At 66.6% G+C, this 18,919-nt stretch carries 17 protein-coding genes; 4 read left to right on the top strand and 13 right to left on the bottom strand.

Going from position 1 to position 18,919, the window contains the following annotated elements:
- Positions 1 to 409 precede the first annotated feature (409 nt).
- Positions 410 to 685, top strand: coding sequence for an HU family DNA-binding protein (locus tag QE444_RS03635; RefSeq protein WP_017639309.1), 276 nt, complete (start codon positions 410 to 412; stop codon positions 683 to 685).
- Positions 686 to 777: 92 nt separating this feature from the next.
- Here QE444_RS03635 and QE444_RS03630 read toward each other — a convergent pair whose 3' ends face one another.
- Positions 778 to 945, bottom strand: a complete 168-nt coding sequence (locus QE444_RS03630) for a rubredoxin (protein ID WP_007161456.1) — start codon at positions 943 to 945, stop codon at positions 778 to 780.
- A 173-nt stretch (positions 946 to 1,118) separates the two neighbouring features.
- On the opposite strand from QE444_RS03630, the gene QE444_RS03625 reads away from it, so the two are divergent.
- Complete coding sequence (locus QE444_RS03625; RefSeq protein WP_280309988.1) at positions 1,119 to 2,267, top strand: MFS transporter; 1,149 nt, start codon at positions 1,119 to 1,121, stop codon at positions 2,265 to 2,267.
- A 65-nt stretch (positions 2,268 to 2,332) separates the two neighbouring features.
- Here QE444_RS03625 and QE444_RS03620 read toward each other — a convergent pair whose 3' ends face one another.
- The 4 genes from QE444_RS03620 to QE444_RS03605 form a co-directional block, all read right to left on the bottom strand.
- The gene (locus tag QE444_RS03620) at positions 2,333 to 3,109 is read right to left on the bottom strand and encodes a MetQ/NlpA family ABC transporter substrate-binding protein (protein WP_068384577.1); all 777 of its coding nucleotides are present in this window, start codon (positions 3,107 to 3,109) and stop codon (positions 2,333 to 2,335) included.
- A 68-nt stretch (positions 3,110 to 3,177) separates the two neighbouring features.
- On the bottom strand, positions 3,178 to 3,960 hold the full coding sequence (locus QE444_RS03615; protein ID WP_371913873.1) for a MetQ/NlpA family ABC transporter substrate-binding protein: 783 nt from the start codon (positions 3,958 to 3,960) through the stop codon (positions 3,178 to 3,180).
- A gap of 51 nt (positions 3,961 to 4,011) precedes the next feature.
- Entirely contained in the window at positions 4,012 to 4,677 is a 666-nt protein-coding gene (locus QE444_RS03610) for a methionine ABC transporter permease (RefSeq protein ID WP_017639302.1), read from the bottom strand.
- Positions 4,677 to 5,684 (bottom strand): methionine ABC transporter ATP-binding protein, encoded by a 1,008-nt coding sequence (locus tag QE444_RS03605; RefSeq protein WP_309737368.1) that lies wholly within the window; start codon positions 5,682 to 5,684, stop codon positions 4,677 to 4,679. The genes QE444_RS03610 and QE444_RS03605 overlap by 1 nt, the downstream gene beginning before the upstream one ends.
- 285 nt (positions 5,685 to 5,969) lie before the next feature.
- Between QE444_RS03605 and katE the strand changes: the two genes are divergently transcribed.
- The gene (gene katE, locus QE444_RS03600) at positions 5,970 to 8,099 is read left to right on the top strand and encodes a catalase HPII (protein WP_133860375.1); all 2,130 of its coding nucleotides are present in this window, start codon (positions 5,970 to 5,972) and stop codon (positions 8,097 to 8,099) included.
- A gap of 189 nt (positions 8,100 to 8,288) precedes the next feature.
- Here the strand turns inward: katE and QE444_RS03595 are convergent, their stop codons facing one another.
- The 8 genes from QE444_RS03595 to glcD all read right to left on the bottom strand — a co-directional run bounded on the left by QE444_RS03595 (position 8,289) and on the right by glcD (position 17,883).
- The gene (locus tag QE444_RS03595) at positions 8,289 to 8,669 is read right to left on the bottom strand and encodes a RidA family protein (protein WP_309737367.1); all 381 of its coding nucleotides are present in this window, start codon (positions 8,667 to 8,669) and stop codon (positions 8,289 to 8,291) included.
- Positions 8,670 to 8,871: 202 nt separating this feature from the next.
- Positions 8,872 to 11,031 carry a bifunctional GTP diphosphokinase/guanosine-3',5'-bis pyrophosphate 3'-pyrophosphohydrolase gene (gene spoT / locus QE444_RS03590; RefSeq protein WP_187980850.1) on the bottom strand — a complete coding sequence of 720 codons (2,160 nt, stop codon included), beginning with the start codon at positions 11,029 to 11,031 and terminating at the stop codon, positions 8,872 to 8,874.
- Positions 11,032 to 11,034: 3 nt separating this feature from the next.
- Entirely contained in the window at positions 11,035 to 11,307 is a 273-nt protein-coding gene (gene rpoZ, locus QE444_RS03585; RefSeq protein ID WP_007161465.1) for a DNA-directed RNA polymerase subunit omega, read from the bottom strand.
- Between the two features lie 154 nt (positions 11,308 to 11,461).
- The gene (locus QE444_RS03580; RefSeq protein WP_309737366.1) at positions 11,462 to 13,636 is read right to left on the bottom strand and encodes a malate synthase G; all 2,175 of its coding nucleotides are present in this window, start codon (positions 13,634 to 13,636) and stop codon (positions 11,462 to 11,464) included.
- 37 nt (positions 13,637 to 13,673) lie between these two features.
- Positions 13,674 to 14,078: a heme-binding protein gene (locus QE444_RS03575; RefSeq protein ID WP_133860372.1), complete on the bottom strand. Its 405-nt coding sequence runs from the start codon at positions 14,076 to 14,078 to the stop codon at positions 13,674 to 13,676.
- On the bottom strand, positions 14,075 to 15,325 hold the full coding sequence (gene glcF / locus QE444_RS03570) for a glycolate oxidase subunit GlcF (protein WP_187980847.1): 1,251 nt from the start codon (positions 15,323 to 15,325) through the stop codon (positions 14,075 to 14,077). Before glcF ends, QE444_RS03575 begins: the two co-directional genes overlap by 4 nt.
- Positions 15,326 to 15,337: 12 nt before the next feature.
- The gene (gene glcE, locus QE444_RS03565; protein WP_187980846.1) at positions 15,338 to 16,384 is read right to left on the bottom strand and encodes a glycolate oxidase subunit GlcE; all 1,047 of its coding nucleotides are present in this window, start codon (positions 16,382 to 16,384) and stop codon (positions 15,338 to 15,340) included.
- Positions 16,384 to 17,883 (bottom strand): glycolate oxidase subunit GlcD, encoded by a 1,500-nt coding sequence (gene glcD, locus QE444_RS03560; RefSeq protein ID WP_133860601.1) that lies wholly within the window; start codon positions 17,881 to 17,883, stop codon positions 16,384 to 16,386. The genes glcE and glcD overlap by 1 nt, the downstream gene beginning before the upstream one ends.
- A gap of 208 nt (positions 17,884 to 18,091) precedes the next feature.
- Between glcD and glcC the strand changes: the two genes are divergently transcribed.
- Entirely contained in the window at positions 18,092 to 18,859 is a 768-nt protein-coding gene (glcC, locus tag QE444_RS03555; protein WP_183631932.1) for a transcriptional regulator GlcC, read from the top strand.
- Positions 18,860 to 18,919: the final 60 nt, after the last annotated feature.

Here is an 18,919-nt window from a genome sequence, read left to right as displayed (position 1 = left end):
GGGTGGCGGAGCAGCCAGGCGGCGCTCCGCCACGCTTCATCCAGCGCCAGGGTCCGCCGACGGAGGGCCGGACCGCCAGCGCGATCGCTGATCGCGATACTGGCTTGCCAGAGCCTCGCAGCGTCCCAGTGACATGCAAAGGCCACTCCATAAAGTGGACATTCTGTCCACAAAAAGCGCCTGAATTGACTGATAAATGCCCAAGTTGGCGTCGGTCATCCTACCAACGGCTAATAGTCTGCTAATTAACTTTCGCTCTTCTCGGGTTTGCCTTATAACGCTATCTGGTTCGACTTTTGTCGCACCAACGATCTTTGTGTCGGGCCACCCTCTATCTCGGGGGTAATCGCTTTGCCAGGAAAGCCATGCGACGCCCACACGGCTAAAAATGACCCCACGAGAGGTAGCTATGCGCAAGCCTGAATTGGCGACGGTGATCGCTGAAAAAGTCGGACTTCCAAAGGAACAGGCCAACGTCGTGCTCAACACGCTGTTGGACGAGATCGCGAATGCGCTGCACCGCAAGGACAGCGTTACCCTGGTCGGCTTCGGCACCTTCCTGCCGCGTCACCGCGGTGCCCGCATGGGGAAGAATCCCCAGACTGGCGAGCCGGTCAAGATTCGTGCGAGCAACACGGTGGCGTTCAAGCCCGGCAAGGCGCTGAAGGACAGCATCGAAGGCTGAACATGAGGCGGCACGGATCGCCGCTGCAGCCAAAAGGCATCGCCTCTGCGATGCCTTTTTTGTGTCCGCGTGGAGGACGCGGAGCGGGGTGATCAGCCGATGGCGATCATCTCGAAGTCGCCCTTGCCCACGCCGCAATCCGGGCATAGCCAATCCTCGGGCACATCCTCCCAGCGCGTCCCCGGCGCGATGCCGTCGTCCGGCCAGCCCAGGGCTTCGTCATAGATATAGCCGCACACGATGCACTGCCATTTCCGCATGTTCTGTTATCTCCCAACCGGCTTCAGGTAGCGCGAACGCTACGCGAAAGCCTGGCAAAGGCCAACCGTGCTGGAGCCCGACTGATACCCGGAGCGCCATGATTGCGCCTGGCGACTGTCCACCCCCTGTCTCCATCAGCTAGGCTGCGCCCATGAATTCCTCATCAGCGCCCATGCCCTGGGCCATCTATTTCGCCGTGCTGGGCAGCGTCATCAGCGTCGGCCTGGCCATCGGCCTGTCGATGCCGCTGGTCTCGCTGCGGCTGGAGGGCTGGGGCTATGGCAGCTTCGCCATCGGCGTCATGGCCGCCTCGCCGGCCCTCGGCATCCTCACCGGCGCCAGCCTGGCCGGACGCCTGGCCGCGCGAGTCGGCACACCGCGGCTGATGCAGCTGTGCCTGGTGACGGGCGCCGCCTCGCTGATCCTGCTGTCGCTGCTGCCCAGCTATCTGCTGTGGCTGCTGCTGCGCCTGGCCCTGGGCGCCATCCTCACGCTGATCTTCGTGCTCGGTGAAAGCTGGATGAACCAGGTCATCACCGATCGCTGGCGCGGCCGCCTGGTGGCCCTCTATGGCAGCAGCTATGCCCTGAGCCAGCTGGCCGGCCCGCTGCTGCTGGGGGTGCTGGGTACCGAAGGCGACCAGGGCTTCTGGCTGGGCGCCCTGCTCATGCTCGGCGGCGCCACCCTGCTGCTCGGTCGCCGGGGTGCGCCGGCGGCCGGCGGCCATACCGCGGCCTGGCGGGCGCTGCTGGACTTCTGCCGCGGCGCTCCGGCCATCGCCTGGGCGGTGGCGCTGTTCGCCTGCTTCGAGGCGATGATCCTTACCCTGCTGCCGGTCTATGCCCTCAACCAGGGCTTCGGCCAGCAGCTGGCCTTGTACATGGTCAGCGCCGTGGTAGTGGGCGATGCCCTGCTGCAACTGCCGCTGGGGCTGCTCGCCGACCGCCTCTCACGCCAGGGTCTGTTTCTCGGCTGCACCCTGGGCCTGCTGGCGGTCAGCCTGGCCCTGCCACTGCTGCTGCACACCCCGGGCGTCTGGCCGCTGCTGGTGCTGTTCGGCGCCACCGCCGGCGGTCTCTTCACCCTGGCGCTGATCCTGGTCGGCGAGCGCTATCGCGATGCCGAACTGGTCAGCGCCAATGCCTGCATCGCCCAGCTCTGGGGACTCGGCTGCCTGGTCGGTCCGCTGGTCACCGGCGCCGCCAGCCAGTGGCTCACCGGCCATGCCGTGCCGCTGCTGATGGCCGTCGGCGCCGCCGTGCTGCTGGTGATCGTCAGCCGCCGGGGCAGCGTGCCGGTTACAGCCGAGCAAGCAGCCTGACGAGCCCCATGAAAAACGCCGGCACTGGGCCGGCGTTTTTCATGTCAGGCAGTGTCAGGCGGTGCTCAGAACGCCGGCACCACGGCACCCTTGTACTTCTCTTCGATGAACTGCTTCACCGCCGGGGTGTTCAGCGCCTTGGCCAGCTTCTGCACGGCGTCGCTGTCCTTGTTGTCCGGGCGGGCGACCAGGATGTTGGCGTAGGGCGATTCCTTGCCTTCCAGCAGCAGGGCGTCCTGGGTCGGGTTGAGCTTGGCTTCCAGGGCGTAGTTGGTGTTGATCAGCGCCAGGTCGACCTGATTCAGCACGCGCGGCAGGGTCGCGGCTTCCAGCTCCTTGAACTTGAGCTGCTTGGGATTCTCGGCAATGTCCTTGGGCGTGGCGAGGATGTTGGCGCTGTCCTTGAGCTTGATCAGCCCGGCCTTCTCCAGCAGCAGCAGGGCGCGGCCGCCATTGGTGGCATCGCTGGGGATGGCCACGACGGCGCCTTCGCGGACTTCGTCGAGCTTCTTGATCTTCTGCGAGTAGATGCCGAAGGGCTCGACGTGCACCTGGGCGACGGTCACCAGGTCGGTGCCACGGCTCTTGTTGAATTCGTCCAGGTAGGGCTGGTGCTGGAAGAAATTGGCGTCCAGGCGCTTCTGGGCCACCTGCAGGTTGGGCTGCACGTAGTCGGTGAAGACCTTGATCTGCAGGTCCACCCCTTCCTTGGCCAGCTGGGGTTTGACGAATTCGAGGATCTCGGCGTGGGGCACCGGGGTGGCGGCGACGCTGAGGGTCTCGGCGGCGTGGGCGGTCAGGCTGGCGGCCAGCAGGGCGGCGGTGGCGAGCAATTTCTTCATGGCAGTTTCCTAAAGCGGGGTAGAACCGTCGGCGCCTCTGCGGGCATCGACGGCGGTGGAGCTGAGGCTCAGAAGGCGGGAACGACGGCGCCCTGGTACTTCTTCTCGATGAATTGCTTCACCTCGGGGGTGGTCAGGGCCTTGGCCAGCTTCTGGATGGCCGGGTCATTGGCCTTGTCGGCGCGGGTATAGAGCAGGTTGGCGTAGGGCGACTCGCCGCTCTCGATGAAGAGGGCGTCCTTGGTCGGCACCAGCTTGGCTTCCAGGGCGTAGTTGGCGTTGATCAGCGCCAGGTCGACCTGGTTCAGCACCCGCGGCAGGGTCGCGGCTTCCAGCTCCTTGAACTTGAGGTGCTTGGGATTCTCGACGACGTCACGCGGGGTGGCGGTGACGTTGCTCGGATCCTTCAGGGTGATCAGGCCCTGCTTGGCGATCAGCAGGAGCGCGCGACCGGAGTTGCTCGGATCGTTGGGGATGGCCACGGTGGCGCCGTCCTTGAGTTCCTTGATGTCCTTGATCTTCTGCGAGTAGGCACCGAAGGGCTCGACGTGCACCGCCACCACCGGCACCTGGTCGCTGCTCGGGTTGCTCTTCTGGTAGCTGGCGTAATAGGGCTTGGTCTGGAAGTAGTTGGCATCCACCTGCTTCTGATCGGTCTGGCGATCGGGCTGGATGTAGTCGGTGAAGACCTTGATCTTGAGGTCCACGCCTTCCTTGGCCAGCTGCGGCTTGATGAATTCCAGGATCTCCGCATGGGGAACCGGATTGACCGCGACGGTCAGGGTCTCGGCGGCCTGGGCGGCGGTGGCGACACCCAGGCCGAAGGCCAGGGACAGCAGGGTACGTTTCAGCGACATCGGGGATTTTCCTTGTGCAAAACCTTCGAGTGGATGAGGCCTGAATCAACGACGACTGAAATGGGCGACGAGGCGATCGCCGACCATCTGCAGTACCTGGACCAGCACCAGCAGCAAGAGCACCGTGACCACCATGACGTCGGTCTGGAAGCGCTGGTAGCCGAAACGGATGGCCAGATCGCCGAGGCCGCCGCCGCCGATCACCCCGGCCATGGCGGTGTAGGACACCAGAGCGATGGCGGTGACGGTGGTGGCCGCGATCAGCCCGGGCAGGGCCTCGGGCAACAGGGTGCGGGTGACGATCTGCCAGAGACTGGCGCCCATGGCCTGGGTCGCCTCGATGATGCCGCGGTCGACCTCGCGCAGGGCGGTCTCCACCAGCCGGGCAAAGAAGGGCGCGGCGCCCACCACCAGCGGCGGAATGGCGCCCTCGACGCCCAGGGAGGTACCGATCAGCCAGACCGTGATGGGGATCATCAGGATCAGCAGGATGATGAAGGGCACCGAGCGCAGCACGTTGACCACGAAGGAGAGGATGCCGTAGACCAGCGGCTGCTCCAGCAGCTGGCGGCGGCTGGTAAGGAACAGCAGCACGCCCAGCGGCAGGCCGAGGATCAGGGTGAAGAGCATGGACCAGCCAAGCATGGCCAGGGTGTCCTGGGTCGCCTGCCAGATCTCGGCCCAGTCGATGTTGCTGAAGAGTTCGTCCATCAGCGCAGGACCTCCACGGTGACGTCGGCGGCCTGGAAGCGAGCCAGGGCGGCGTCCAGGTCACCGCCCACCAGGGCGATGGTAAGCTGGCCATAGGGCTCGTCCCGGATGCGGTCGATGCGCCCGCCGAGAATGCTGTAGTCCACACCGGTCTCCCGGGCGACGTGGCCCAGCAGCGGTGCATAGGTGGCTTCGCCGCGGAAGGTCAGCCGCAGGATGCGGCCTTCGACATGGGCATAGGCGTCGGCCAGTTCGGTCTCGTCCTGATGCTCGGCCTCGAACACGAAGCGGCGGGTGGTGGAGTGCTGCGGGTGCAGGAAGACATCGGCGACGGTGCCCTGCTCCACCACGGCGCCGCCATCGAGCACGGCGACGCGATCGCAGACGCGGCGGATCACGTCCATCTCGTGGGTGATCAGCACGATGGTCAGACCCAGCTCGCGATTGAGTTCGGCGAGCAGTTGCAGCACCTGGGCGGTGGTCTGGGGATCGAGGGCGCTGGTGGCCTCGTCGCAGAGCAGGATCTTCGGCTCGGTGGCCAGGGCGCGGGCGATGCCGACGCGCTGCTTCTGACCGCCGGAGAGTTGCGCCGGGTACTTGCGCGCCTGGTCGGACAGGCCGACCCGCGCCAGCAGTTCCTCGACCCGCTGGGCGATCTGCGCCCGCGAGCGGCCGCCGGCCAGTTCCAGCGGCAGGGCCACGTTGGCCGCCACGGTCTTGGACGAAAGCAGGTTGAAGTGCTGGAAGATCATGCCAATGCGGCGGCGGAAATCGCGCAGCTCGGTCGAGCCCAGGGTGGTGACCTCGGCGCCATCGACCTGGAGGCGACCGCCACTGGGAGCTTCGAGGCGGTTGATCAGGCGCAGCAGGGTGCTCTTGCCGGCACCCGAATGGCCGATCAGGCCGAAGATCTCGCCGGCTTCGATCCTCAGGTCGACCGGCTGGAGCGCCGCGACCTCGCGACCGCGCGTGCGGTACGTCTTGTGGACAGCGTGGAATTCGATCAATGGAAAAACCTTGTGGGTATCGTCAGACAACAGGATGGTGATCCAGCCGCGCAGTTTAACGTGCGCGCTTATATCTGCTTAGCACTTGTTGTCGGGTATTACGCCAATAAAGGCATATGGCCAGCCGAGACCCTGGCCGAGCGCCAGGTGAACAGCCCGTCGCCTCGTCTCAGCCAAGCGGAACACCGGCTCTGGACCGCGAGTCATTAGAAGACTGCCTGAATTCGCCCCACATTCCGTAGGGGACGCAAAGAGCGCCCTCCAGGCGCCTGATGAGGACTTTCCATGGCTACGCCCCCCAAGAGTGAACTCGCCGGTACCGACACCCAGGATCGCCAGAACACCTCGAAGAAGATCGAGCAACTGGAGCAATTCCGTTCCGATGCCACCGGCCAGGCACTGCGTACCAATCACGGCGTGAAGATCGCCGACAACCAGAATTCGCTGCGCGCCGGCACTCGCGGACCTTCCCTGCTCGAAGACTTCATCATGCGGGAGAAGATCACCCACTTCGACCACGAGCGCATCCCGGAACGCATCGTCCATGCCCGTGGCACCGGTGCCTATGGCTACTTCCAGCCCTACCAGGACTGGTCCGACCTGACCAAGGCCGCCCTCTTCCGCGACCCCAACCACCAGACCCCGGTGTTCGTGCGCTTTTCCACCGTGCAGGGCCCGCGTGGCTCCGGTGACACCGTGCGCGACGTGCGCGGCTTCGCCATCAAGTTCTACACCGAGGAAGGCAACTGGGACATGGTCGGCAACAACATGCCGGTCTTCTTCATCCAGGACGCCATCAAGTTTCCCGACTTCGTCCATGCGGTGAAACCCGAGCCGCACAACGAGATCCCCACCGGCGGCAGTGCCCACGACACCTTCTGGGACTTCGTCTCCCTGGTGCCGGAGTCGGCGCACATGGTGCTCTGGACCATGACCGACCGGGCCATCCCGGTGAACCTGCGCAGCATGCAGGGCTTCGGTATCCACACCTTCCGCATGATCAACACCGCGGGCAAGGGCGTCTTCGTCAAGATCCACCTGAAACCCGCCGGTGGCGTGCGCTCCCTGGTGTGGGACGAAGCCCAGAAGCTGGCCGGCAAGGACACCGATGCCCACCGCCGCGACCTCTGGGAAGCCATCGAGGCCGGTGACTATCCCGAGTGGGAATTCGGCGTGCAGATCATCCCCGAGGAAGACGAGCACAAGTTCGACTGGGACATCCTCGACGCCACCAAGATCATTCCCGAGGAGCTGGTGCCCATCACGCCCCTGGGCAAGCTGGTGCTCAACCGCAACCCGGATAACTACTTCGCCGAGACCGAGCAGGTCGCCTTCTGCCCCGGCCACGTCGTGCCCGGCATCGATTTCAGCAACGACCCCCTGCTACAGGGTCGCCTGTTCTCCTACACCGACACCCAGATCAGCCGCCTCGGCGGACCGAACTTCCACGAGCTGCCGGTCAATCGCCCGGTGGTGCCGAACCATAACGGCCAGCGCGACGCCAAGTACCGCATGACCATCGACAAGGGTCGTGCCTCTTACGAGCCCAACTCCATCGATGGCGGCTGGCCCAAGGAGACGCCGCCGGCGCCCCAGGATGGCGGTTTCGAGAGCTATTACGAGCGTATCGACGGTCACAAGGTGCGCGAGCGCAGCGAGACCTTCGGCGACCACTTCTCCCAGGCCACGCTGTTCTACAACAGCCTGTCGGAAGCCGAACAATCGCACGTCGCCGATGCCTACAGCTTCGAGTTGGGCAAGGTCGAGCGGATGTGGATCCGCGAACGGCAGGTCAACGAGATCCTCGCCAACATCGATCTGGAACTGGCACAGAAGGTCGCCAAGAAGATCGGCGTGACTCCGCCCACCGCACCCACCGTACAGCCGCGCAAGGTGTCCATCGACAAGTCGCCAGCGCTGAGCCAGCTCAACCTGCTGTCCGGCAACATCAAGGGCTTCAAGGTGGCGGTACTGGTGGGTGACGGCGTCATCGCCAGCGAAGTGGCGGCCATCAAGCAGGCGCTCAAGGCCGAAGGTGCCCACGTGAAGGTGCTCGGCCCCACCGCCGGTCCGGTCAAGGCGGCCGACGGCAGCGAAGTGGCCGTGGACGGCTCGGCCGAGGGCATGCCTTCGGTAGCGCTGGATGCGGTCTATGTGCCGGGCGGCGCCGAGAGCGTCAAGGCCATGCTCGACGACGGCGTGATCAAGCACTACCTGCTGGAAGCCTACAAACACCTCAAGGCCATCGCCCTCACCGGCGAAGCCGAACAGCTGCTCAAGGCGGTCTATCTGAGCCCCGACGAGGCGCTGCTCACCGGCGGCGACTTCAAGGCGGTGCAGCAGGACTTCTTCGCCGCCATCGCCAAGCACCGTTGCTGGGCGCGGATGCCGAAGATCAAGTCCATCCCGGCCTGATCACTCGGGCATAAAAAAGCCGACCGTCGCGAGACGGTCGGCTTTTTTCGTTTTGGGGCTATCGCGGCCCTGGACGAAGCCGCTCTGGCATTGGCCTAATCGCGGCCATGGGCCGCTCCTACAGAGGCCGATGCTCCTGTAGGAGCGGTCGCTACGGCGCACCGGCATGGCCGCGATCAGCGATACCCATCAATCCAGCACCAGCACCCCGTCCATTTCCACCTGGGAGCCCTTGGGCAGCGCGGCAACGCCGATGGCAGCGCGCGCCGGATACGGCTGCTGGAAGTAGCGGCCCATGATTTCGTTGACGGTGGCGAAATGCGAAAGGTCGATCAGGAAGATGTTCAGCTTGACGATGTCGGCCAGGGAACCACCGGCGGCTTCGGCGACGGACTTGAGATTCTCGAACACCTGGACCACCTGGGCTTCGAAGCCGTCCACCAGCTCCATGCTGGTCGGGTTGAGCGGGATCTGCCCGGAGAGATAGACGGTGTCACCGACCTTGATCGCCTGGGAATAGGTGCCAATGGCGGCGGGCGCCTTGTCGGTGTGGATCACTTGCTTGCTCATGGGTCGCTCCTGTGCGGGAAAGGACCGATTCTGCAAGCCGGTGGCGACCCGCTGCAACCTCAGAACCTGTTCACAATCGTGCGAGCTAGAGGCAAACAAGGCGAAAATGCCTGAGGAAGCGGAGTTTACGAGGGGTAAATGAGCATTCCGAAGGCATTTTCAACGCCGTTTGGCCGACGCGCAGCAGATCGTGAGCAGGTTCTCAGCTGCGAACCCGAGTGATACCGGCCACGCCCTTGAGCGTGCGCAGCTTCTTGATCACCCGCGCCAGGTGCACGCGATCGCGCACGCTGACCACCAGCTGGACCACGCTGACCCGGCCGTCGCGCTCGTTCATGCCGATCTTCTCGACGTTGGCGTCCACCGCAGTGACGTTGTTGGCCAGCACGGCGATCAGGCCGCGCTGGTGCTCCAGCTGGACACGCAACTCGACGCTGAATTCGCCGGTGACGTCCTTGGCCCAGTTGAGCACGATGCATTTTTCGCTGTTGTGCCGGAATTCGGCGATGTTCCGACAGTTTTCCAGGTGGATCACCATGCCCTTGCCGGCCGACAGGTGGCCGACGATGGGATCGCCCGGAATCGGCGTGCAGCACTTGGCGTAGCTGATCACCAGGCCTTCGGAGCCGCGGATGGCCAGCGGACCCTGCGGCGTGGTGCCGGGCTGCGGCTCCAGCGGCTCTTCCTGCTCGCTGCCGGACACCAGGCGCCGCGCCACCACGTAGGCCATGCGATTGCCCAGGCCGATCTCTTCGAGCAGGTCTTCCAGCACCACGCCCTTGTACTCGCCCAGTACCGAGAGGATGCGCATCGGCGAGATCTTCGACAGCTGGGTGCCAAAGCCCGACAGCGCCTTGTTCAGCAGGCGCTCGCCAAGGCTGATGGACTCGGAACGCCGCTGCTGCTTGAGCGCGTGGCGGATGTTGGTGCGCGCCTTGCCGGTGACCACGAAGTTGAGCCAGGCCGGATTGGGCCGGGCACCGGGCGCGGTGACGATCTCCACCGTCTCGCCGCTGCCCAGCGGCTGCGACAGCGGCGCCAGGCGGCGATTGATGCGGCAGGCGATGCAGCTGTTGCCCACGTCGGTGTGCACCGCATAGGCGAAGTCCACGGCCGTGGAGCCCTTGGGCAGCTCCATGATGCGACCCTTGGGGGTGAAGACGTAGACCTCGTCGGGGAAGAGGTCGATCTTCACGTTCTCGATGAACTCCAGGGAGTTGCCCGCGCGTTGCTGCAACTCGAGGATGCCCTTCACCCACTGGCGCGCGCGCAGGTGGCTGGCGCGCGGCTCGTCGCCGCCGGCCTTGTACAGGCCATGGGCGGCGATGCCGTTGTTGGCCATCTCTTCCATCTCGCGGGTGCGGATCTGGATCTCGATGGGCACGCCGTGCATGCCGAACAGGGTGGTGTGCAGGGACTGGTAGCCGTTCGCCTTGGGGATGGCGATGTAGTCCTTGAAGCGCCCCGGGAACGGCTTGTAGAGGTTGTGGACCGCACCGAGTACCCGGTAGCAGGTGTCGACCTTGTCGACGATGATGCGGAAGCCGTAGACGTCCATGATCTCGTTGAACGACTTACGCTTGCCGCGCATCTTCTGGTAGATGCTGTGCAGGTGCTTTTCGCGGCCGACCACCTCGCCGTCCAGGCCGTCGCGGGCCAGGCAGTTGGCCAGGGATTCCTGGATCTTGCCGAGGATCTCGCGGCGATTGCCCCGCGCGGTCTTGACCGCCCGCTGGATGCGTTCGGCGCGCATCGGGTGCATGGCGCGGAAGCCCAGGTCCTCGAATTCCACGTAGAAATCGTGCATGCCCAGCCGGTTGGCGATGGGCGCGTAGATTTCCAGGGTTTCCTTGGCGATGCGCCGACTCTTGTCCGGCGGCATGGCGTCCAGGGTGCGCATGTTGTGCAGCCGGTCGGCCAGCTTGACCAGGATGACGCGGATGTCCTTGGACATCGCCATGGTCATCTTCTGGAAGTTCTCCGCCTGGGCCTCGGCCTTGGTCTCGAACTTCATCTGGGTCAGCTTGCTGACCCCGTCCACCAGCTCCGCCACCGTTTCGCCGAACTGGGCGACCAGGGCTTCCTTGGCGATACCAGTGTCCTCGATCACGTCGTGCAGCATGGCCGCCATCAGGCTCTGATGGTCCATGTGCATGTCGGCGAGGATGTTGGCGACGGCCAGCGGATGGGTGACATAGGGCTCGCCGCTGCGGCGGCGCTGCCCATCGTGAGCCTGCTCGGCGTAGTAGTAGGCCCGCCTGACCAGATTGACCTGGTCGGGGGTCAGGTAGTCCGCCAGACGCTCGGCCAGCAAGTCGATGCCGGTCGGGCGGGCGTCACCATACGCAGGCTCGGCGGCCATGGCTTAGAGGGCCTCGCCGTCCGCTTCTTCGTTGACTTCGAAAGCGGCAAACAGCGGCTCTTCTTCGACGATGTCGTCCAGACGGATGACTTCCTCGTCGACCAGGCCTTCGGCGATTTCGCGCAGGGCGACAACGGTGGGCTTGTCGTTGTCCCACGGTACCTTGGGCTCCTTGCCGCCGGTGGCCAGCTGGCGCGAGCGCTTGGTGGCGAGCATGACCAGCTCGAATCGGTTGTCTACGTTGTCCAGGCAGTCTTCGACAGTAACGCGGGCCATGGTCTTCCTCGTGGCGATGATGATCCCGGGAACGGGGGACCCAATAGTATAAAAATTCGCCAGTGGCAAGGGAAGAGGCGGTGGTCGGAGGACCACCGGCACCGCTCCGTGCAGAAGCGGCTCCCGCCCGCGCCGGACGGGAGCCCTGGCCGGATCAGGCGCCCGCCTTCTTCTTCAGGCGCCAGGCGTGCAGCAACGGCTCGGTGTAGCCGCTGGGCTGCTCGCGGCCCTTGAAGATGAGGTCGCGGGCGGCGCGGTAGGCGTAGGAGCTGTCGAAGTGGCCGGCCATGGGTTCGTAGAGCGCATCGCCGGCGTTCTGGCCATCGACCACCCTGGCCATGCGCTGCAGGGTCTCGTCCACCTGTGCGGCCGTGACCACGCCGTGGTGCAGCCAGTTGGCAATGTGCTGGCTGGAGATGCGCAGGGTGGCGCGGTCTTCCATCAGGCCGACGTCATGGATGTCGGGCACCTTGGAGCAGCCCACGCCCTGGTCGACCCAGCGCACCACGTAACCGAGGATGCCCTGGCAGTTGTTGTCCAGTTCTTGCTGGATGGCTTCGGCGGACCAGTCCGGCGACTCGGCCACCGGCACACTGAGCAGCCCGGCGAGCAATTCGCCACGGGCGGCGTCGACGTCGCTGCGTTCCAGTTCCTGCTGCACCTGCTGGACGTTGACCTGGTGGTAATGCAGGGCGTGCAGCACGGCGGCGGTGGGCGACGGTACCCAGGCGGTGTTGGCGCCGGCCTTGGGATGACCGATCTTCTGTTCCAGCATGGCGGCCATCAGGTCAGGCATGGCCCACATGCCCTTGCCGATCTGCGCCTTGCCGCGCAGGCCACAGGCCAGGCCGACCAGCACGTTGTTGCGCTCGTAGGCGGTGATCCACTTCGAGGTCTTCATGTCGCCCTTGCGCAGCATGGGCCCGGCCAGCATGGCGGTGTGCATCTCGTCACCGGTGCGGTCGAGGAAGCCGGTGTTGATGAAGGCCACCCGCGCGGCGGCGGCGGCAATGCAGGCCTTGAGGTTGACGCTGGTGCGGCGCTCCTCGTCCATGATGCCCAGCTTGACGGTGTTGGCCGGCAGCCCCAGCAGGGCCTCGACGCGGTCGAACAGCTGCACGGCGAAGGCCACCTCGGCCGGGCCGTGCATCTTCGGTTTGACGATGTACACCGAGCCGCTGCGGGAGTTGCCCTGGCGCTTGAGGTCGTGCATGGCGATGGTCACGGTGACCAGGGCGTCGAGGATGCCTTCGGGGATCTCGCGACCGTCCTCCAGCAGCACCGCCGGATTGGTCATCAGGTGGCCGACGTTGCGGATGAACAGCAGCGAGCGCCCGTGCAGGCTCAGCGGCTGGCCGTCTGCGCCCTGGTACTCGCGATCGGGGTTGAGGCGCCGGGTAAAGGTCTCGCCACCCTTGCTGACCTCTTCGGCCAGGTCGCCCTTCATCAGGCCCAGCCAGTTGCGATAGGCCAAGACCTTGTCGGCGGCGTCCACCGCGGCGATGGAGTCTTCCAGGTCCATGATGGTGCTGACCGCGGCTTCCATGAGCAGGTCCTTGACCCCGGCGGCGTCGGTCTTGCCGATGGTGCTGGCGCGGTCGATCTGGATCTCCAGGTGCAGGCCGTTGTGGCGCAAGAGCACCGCGGACGGCGCGGCGGCATCGCCCTGGTAGCCGACGAAGGCGGCCGGATCGGCCAGTTCGCTGGTGCCGCTCCTGAGGTCCACCACCAGGCGACCGTCCTGGATGCGGTAGGCGGTGGCGTCCCGGTGCGAGCCACTGGCCAGGGGCGCCACGCCGTCCAGCACCTGGCGGGCGAAGGCCACCACCTTGGCACCGCGGGTGGGGTTGTAGCCCTTGCCGCGTTCGGCGCCCTCGCTCTCGGGCAGGGCGTCGGTGCCATAGAGGGCATCGTACAGCGAACCCCAGCGCGCGTTGGCGGCGTTCAGGGCGTAGCGGGCGTTGAGCACCGGCACCACCAGCTGCGGACCGGCCTGCTCGGCGATCTCGCGGTCGACGCCGGCCGTCGAGGCCTGCACCTGGCCGGGGACCGGTTGCAGATAGCCGATGCCTTCGAGGAAGGCCTGGTAGGCGGGCAGATCGGTGACCGGACCGGGATGGGTGCTGTGCCAGGTGTCCAGCTCCACCTGCAGGCGATCACGCTCGGCCAGCAGTTCGCGATTGCGCGGCGCCAACTCGTGCACCAGGGTGTCCACGCCCGACCAGAAGGCGGCGGTGTCGAGCCCGGTGCCGGGCAGCACTTCCTCGTTGATGAAACGCTGCAGTTCGGTGGCCACCTGCAGGCGGCCCAGGGTAGTGCGGTCGGTCATGATGGCTTTCCTTGATAACGAAACTGTCGAGAGAGGGTTAACCCAGTGCCGCGATGGCGGCCTTGGCGACCTGCGCATCTTCCGGCGCCTTGACGCCGGAGACGCCAACCGCGCCCACCACCTGGCCGTCCACCAGGATGGGTACCCCGCCTTCGAGCATGCCCTGCATCAGCGGAGCGCTGAGAAAGGCGGTGCGGCCGTTGTTGATCATCTCTTCCAGCACCTTGGACTCCTTGCGCGCCAGGGCGGCGCTGCGGGCCTTTTCCGGAGCGATGTAGGCGCTGTTCGGCGCGGCGCCGTCGAGGCGCAACAGCGCCAGCGGATGGCCGCCGTCATCGGCCACGGCGATGCACACGGCCCAGCCCTGGCGTTCGGCTTCGGCGCGACCGGCGGCCAGCAGGGTGTTGATCTCGGCAAGGGTGAGCACGGCTTTGGTGTTCATGGGGCCTCCAGGGTTAAGGGTTGGGTCGGAGCGGCCAGGGCCGCGTCGAGGATTTCGATCCAGTGGCGTACCGGGGTGCGCCCGGCGCCGTCGAGATGGCTCTGGCAACCGATGTTGGCGGTGGCGATCACCTCGGGGTGACCACTCTCCAGGGCATCGAGCTTGGCGTCGCGCAGCCGCCGCGACAAGTCCGGCTGGGTCAGCGAATAGGTGCCGGCCGAACCGCAGCAGAGGTGACCGTCCGGCACCGGCGCCAACGGAAAGCCGAGGCGCTGCAGGACGTCTTCCACGGCGCCACCGAGGCGCTGGGCGTGCTGCAGGGTGCAGGGGCAATGGAAGGCCAGCCGCGGGGTGTCCTGCAGCTGCAGCTCTTCCAGCGGCAGCTCGCGCAGCACCTCCACCAGGTCGCGGGTGCGCGCCGAGACTTCCCGCGCCTTGGCGGCATAGGCCGGGTCGTCCTTCAACAGGCTGGCGTATTCCTTGACGAAGGCGCCGCAGCCGCTGGCGGTCTGGATGATGGCTTCGGCGCCGCCCTGCAGCGCCGGCCACCAGGCATCGATATTGCGCCGGGCGCGATCGAGGCCGGCTTCCTGGGCATTGAGGTGATAGTCCACCGCGCCACAGCAACCGGCGCGGGGCGCGGCGTCCAGGCTGATGCCGAAGCGATCCAGCACCCGCGCGGTGGCGGCATTAGTATTGGGCGACAGCCCCGGCTGCACGCAGCCTTCGAGGATCAGCATGCGCCTGGCATGGCGCGGTGCCGGGCGCATGCCCGGGGCGGCGATGCGCGCCGGCAGCTTGGCCTGGACGCCGGCCGGCAGCAGCGGCTTCAGCGCCTGGCCGCCTTTCAGCAGGGCGCCGAACAGCCAGGGCTGCGGCAGCACCTGGCGCAGCCCGGCGCGTAGCAGGCGTTGGCCCAGCGGCCGCGGCACCCGGCGCTCCACCTCGGCGCGGCCGATGTCGAGCAATTCGTGATAGGAGACGCCCGAGGGACAGGTGGTCTCGCAGTTGCGGCAGGTCAGGCAGCGGTCGAGGTGCTCGCGGGTCTTCTCGCTGACCTCGCCGCCTTCGAGCATGCCCTTGATCAGATAGATGCGCCCACGCGGCCCGTCCAGCTCGTCGCCGAGCAACTGGTAGGTCGGGCAGGTGGCGTTGCAGAAGCCGCAGTGCACGCAGCTGCGCAGCACCCGCTCGGCATCGGCGGCACGGGGCAGTTCACGGGCGGCGGGACTCAGATTGGTTTGCATGATGTCTTTCCCCTACAGCCCGGCGTACAGCCGACCCGGATTGAAGATCCCCTGGGGGTCCAGGCGCGCCTTGAGGCGACGGTGATAGTCGAGCAGCGCGGCGGGCAGCGGGTGCTGGGCCTCGCGCTCGGCGTCCGGCGTGTAGCACAGCGCATGGCCACCGGCCCGCTCGGCGATCGCGCGCAGGACCGTGGCCGGGGCATCGCTCTTGAGCCAGTACTGGGCACCGCCCCAGTCCAGCAAGAGGCTGCCGGGCAACTCCAGCAGCGGGGTATTGACCGGTACCGACAGCCGCCACAGCGGCCTGGGGTCGTCGAAAAAGGCCAGCCGCTGTTCGTTGAGCTCGTCCCAGAAGGCCTCGCCCAGGGCTTCACCGCCCAGGCGATCAACGGCCGAGCGCACCGAGCCCTCGCCGCCCTCCAGGCGCAGCTGCAGCCGCTGCCCGTCATGACAGGCCGCCGAGATCGGCAGGGCTTCGCGGCCCCAGACGGCGAGGCGCTGCAGGGCGCGCGCGGCGTCCAGTTCCAGGCTCAGACTCTGGCTGCAACGCGGCCTGGGCAGCACCTTGAAGGACACCTCGGTGATCACCCCCAGGCAACCCTGGCTACCGGCCAGCAGGCGAGAGACGTCGTAGCCGGCGACATTCTTCATCACCTCGCCACCGAATCTCAGGTGCTCGCCGGTGCCGGTGATCAAGCGGGTGCCCAGGACGAAATCCCGCAGGCTGCCGGCCCAGGGCCGGCGCGGACCGGAGAGGCCGCAGGCCAGGGTACCGCCCACCGTGGCGCCCTCCCCCAGCCGTGGCGGCTCGCAGGGCAGCATCTGCCCCCGCTCGGCCAGGGCGGCATCGAGTTCGGCCAGCGGCGTGCCGGTACGGACCGTGGCCACCAGTTCGGTGGGGTCGTAGTGCACCAGGCCGCGGTGGCCGCTGACGTCCAGCGGCTCGCCCTCGACCGCACGCCCCAGGTGGGCCTTGGTGTCGCCGCCATGGATGCGCAGCGGCTGGCGACGGACCAGGGCCTCGCGGACCTGGTCGAGGAGCAGTTCCAGGCTGTCCATCAGAAGCGCTCCAGTTCGGGGTGGGGCAGCTGGCCACGATGCACGTGCAGGCCACCGAATTCGGCGCAGCGGTGCAGGGTCGGCACGTTCTTGCCGGGATTGAGCAGCCCGGGGGCATCGAAGGCGGCCTTCACCGCGTGGAAGAAGAGCAGTTCGCCGGACTGGAACTGGGTGCACATGGCATTGATCTTTTCCCGACCCACGCCGTGTTCGCCGGTGATGGTGCCGCCCACCGCCACGCAGAGGTCGAGGATGCGACCACCCAGGGCCTCGGCCTGCTCCAGCTCGCCGGGCCTATTGGCATCGAAGAGAATCAGCGGATGCAGGTTGCCGTCGCCGGCATGGAAGACATTGCCCACCGCCAGGCCGTATTCCGCGGACAGCGCCTCGATGCCGCGCAGTACCTCGGGCAGGGCTCGGCGTGGAATGGTGCCGTCCATGCAGTAGTAGTCGGGCGACAGCCGCCCCACCGCGGGAAAGGCATTCTTGCGCCCGGCCCAGAATTTCTGCCGCTCGGCCTCGTCGCGGGCCAGGCGGATCTCGGTGGCGCCGGCGGCGGCCAGCAGGCTGCTGACGCGCTCGATGTCGGCGGCCACGTCGGCTTCCACCCCGTCCAGCTCGCAGAGCAGGATGGCCGCGGCGTCCACCGGGTAGCCGGCGTGGATGAAGTCCTCGGCGGCTCTCAGGGTCAGGTTGTCCATCATCTCCAGCCCACCGGGGATGATGCCGGCAGCGATGATGTCGGCCACCGCCGCTCCGGCGCGTTCGATGTCGGCGAAGCTGGCCATCACCACCCGGGCACAGGGCGGCTTGGGCAGGAGCTTGACGGTCACCTCCACCACGACGCCGAGCAGGCCCTCGGAGCCGGTGAACAGCGCCAGCAGGTCGAAGCCGGGACTGTCCAGGGCGGCGCTGCCCAGGGTCAGGCGCTCGCCCTCCAGGGTAACGATCTCCACCGCCAGCACGTTGTGCACGGTCAGGCCGTATTTCAGGCAGTGCACGCCGCCGGCGTTCTCGGCCACGTTGCCACCGATGGAACAGGCGATCTGCGACGAGGGATCGGGGGCGTAGTAGAGGTCGTGGGGCGCCGCGGCCTGGGAGATGGCCAGGTTGCGCACCCCGGGCTGGACCCGGGCACGGCGGCCATCGGGGTCCACGTCGAGGATGCGATTGAAGCGCGCCATCACCAGCAGCACGCCCTGCTCCAGTGGCAGGGCGCCACCGGAGAGACCGGTGCCGGCACCGCGTGCCACCAGGGGCACGTTCAGCTCATGGCAGAGGCGCAGGGTCGCCTGCACCTGCTCCACCGTTTCCGGCAGCACCACCAGCAGCGGCGTGGTGCGATAGGCCGCCAGGCCATCGCATTCGTAGGGCTTGAGGTCTTCCCTGTCGTGCAGCAGGCAGTGCTCGGGCAGTTCGACACGCAACCGCTGCAGCAGTTGCGCCTTGTCCGGGCGGGGCAAGGCGCCGTCGAGACGTTCGTCGTAGACCAGGCTCATCGGGTAACCACCCTTGTTGTTGTTCTGGCTGGAGAGGCTTTGTTGTACCCCGACTGCAACCAGGGCGTCCATGACCCAGCGCACTGGTCATACCAGTTTTTACGCCCTCTTCGACCAAAGGATTAGCAGGTTTCAGCCTGCTTGACGGCAAATACGGCCGATGGCTCACTAGGATGAAACCTCGTGGTCATACCAGCAGGAAATCCTTATGTCCGCACCCGTCGCCCGCCTTCCCGTCGCCGAGAACGTCAGCCAGCAGATCGAACGGCTGGTGGTGGACGGGGTGCTCAAGGTCGGCCAGCCGCTGCCCTCCGAGCGCCGCCTGTGCGACAAGCTCGGCGTCTCCCGCACCGCCCTGCGCGAGGGCCTGGGGCTGCTGCGCGCCCGTGGCATCATCGAGACCCGCCACGGCCAGGGCAGCTTCGTCGCCCGCCTGGCGGCGCCGGCGGCGGAGAATCCGTTGCTGCACCTGTTCAGCAGCCAGCCGCGCACCCTCTATGACCTGCTGGAAGTCCGCGCCCTGCTGGAAGGCGAAGCCGCGCGCCTGGCCGCGCTGCGCGCCACCACCGCCGACCTGGTGCTCATCGGCCGCCGCTACGACGAGCTGTGCGCCGCCTGCCAGGATCCGGCCAGCCTGCCGGCGGAAACCCACGCCCGCCTCGACCACGCCTTCCACCTGGCGATCAGCGAGGCCTCGCACAACCCGGTGCTGGTGCACACCCTGCAATCGCTCAACGAGCTGCTGCTGGGCTCGGTGTTCGCCTGCATCGCCAATCTCTATCATCGGCCACCGCAGCGCCGCGAAATCGACGCCCAGCATGCCCGCCTCTATGCCGCCGTGAGCCAGCGCCTGCCCGACGAAGCCCATGCCGCCGCCCGCGAGCACATCCACAGTGTCAGGGACAGCCTGCGCGAGATCGAGCAGGAAGAGCAGCGCCTGGTGCGGGCCACCATGCGTCTGGAAGGCTGGACCTAGCGAAAAAGGCCCGCCGGCAAACATCGGCGCCAGAGCCACTGTCCGTCAGCCCAGGGTGCG

The sequence above is a fragment of the Pseudomonas sp. SORGH_AS_0199 genome, assembly GCF_031453735.1.
Classification (GTDB): Bacteria; Pseudomonadota; Gammaproteobacteria; order Pseudomonadales; family Pseudomonadaceae; genus Chryseomonas; species Chryseomonas aestiva.
This window is presented reverse-complemented; position numbering and strand designations above follow the sequence as displayed.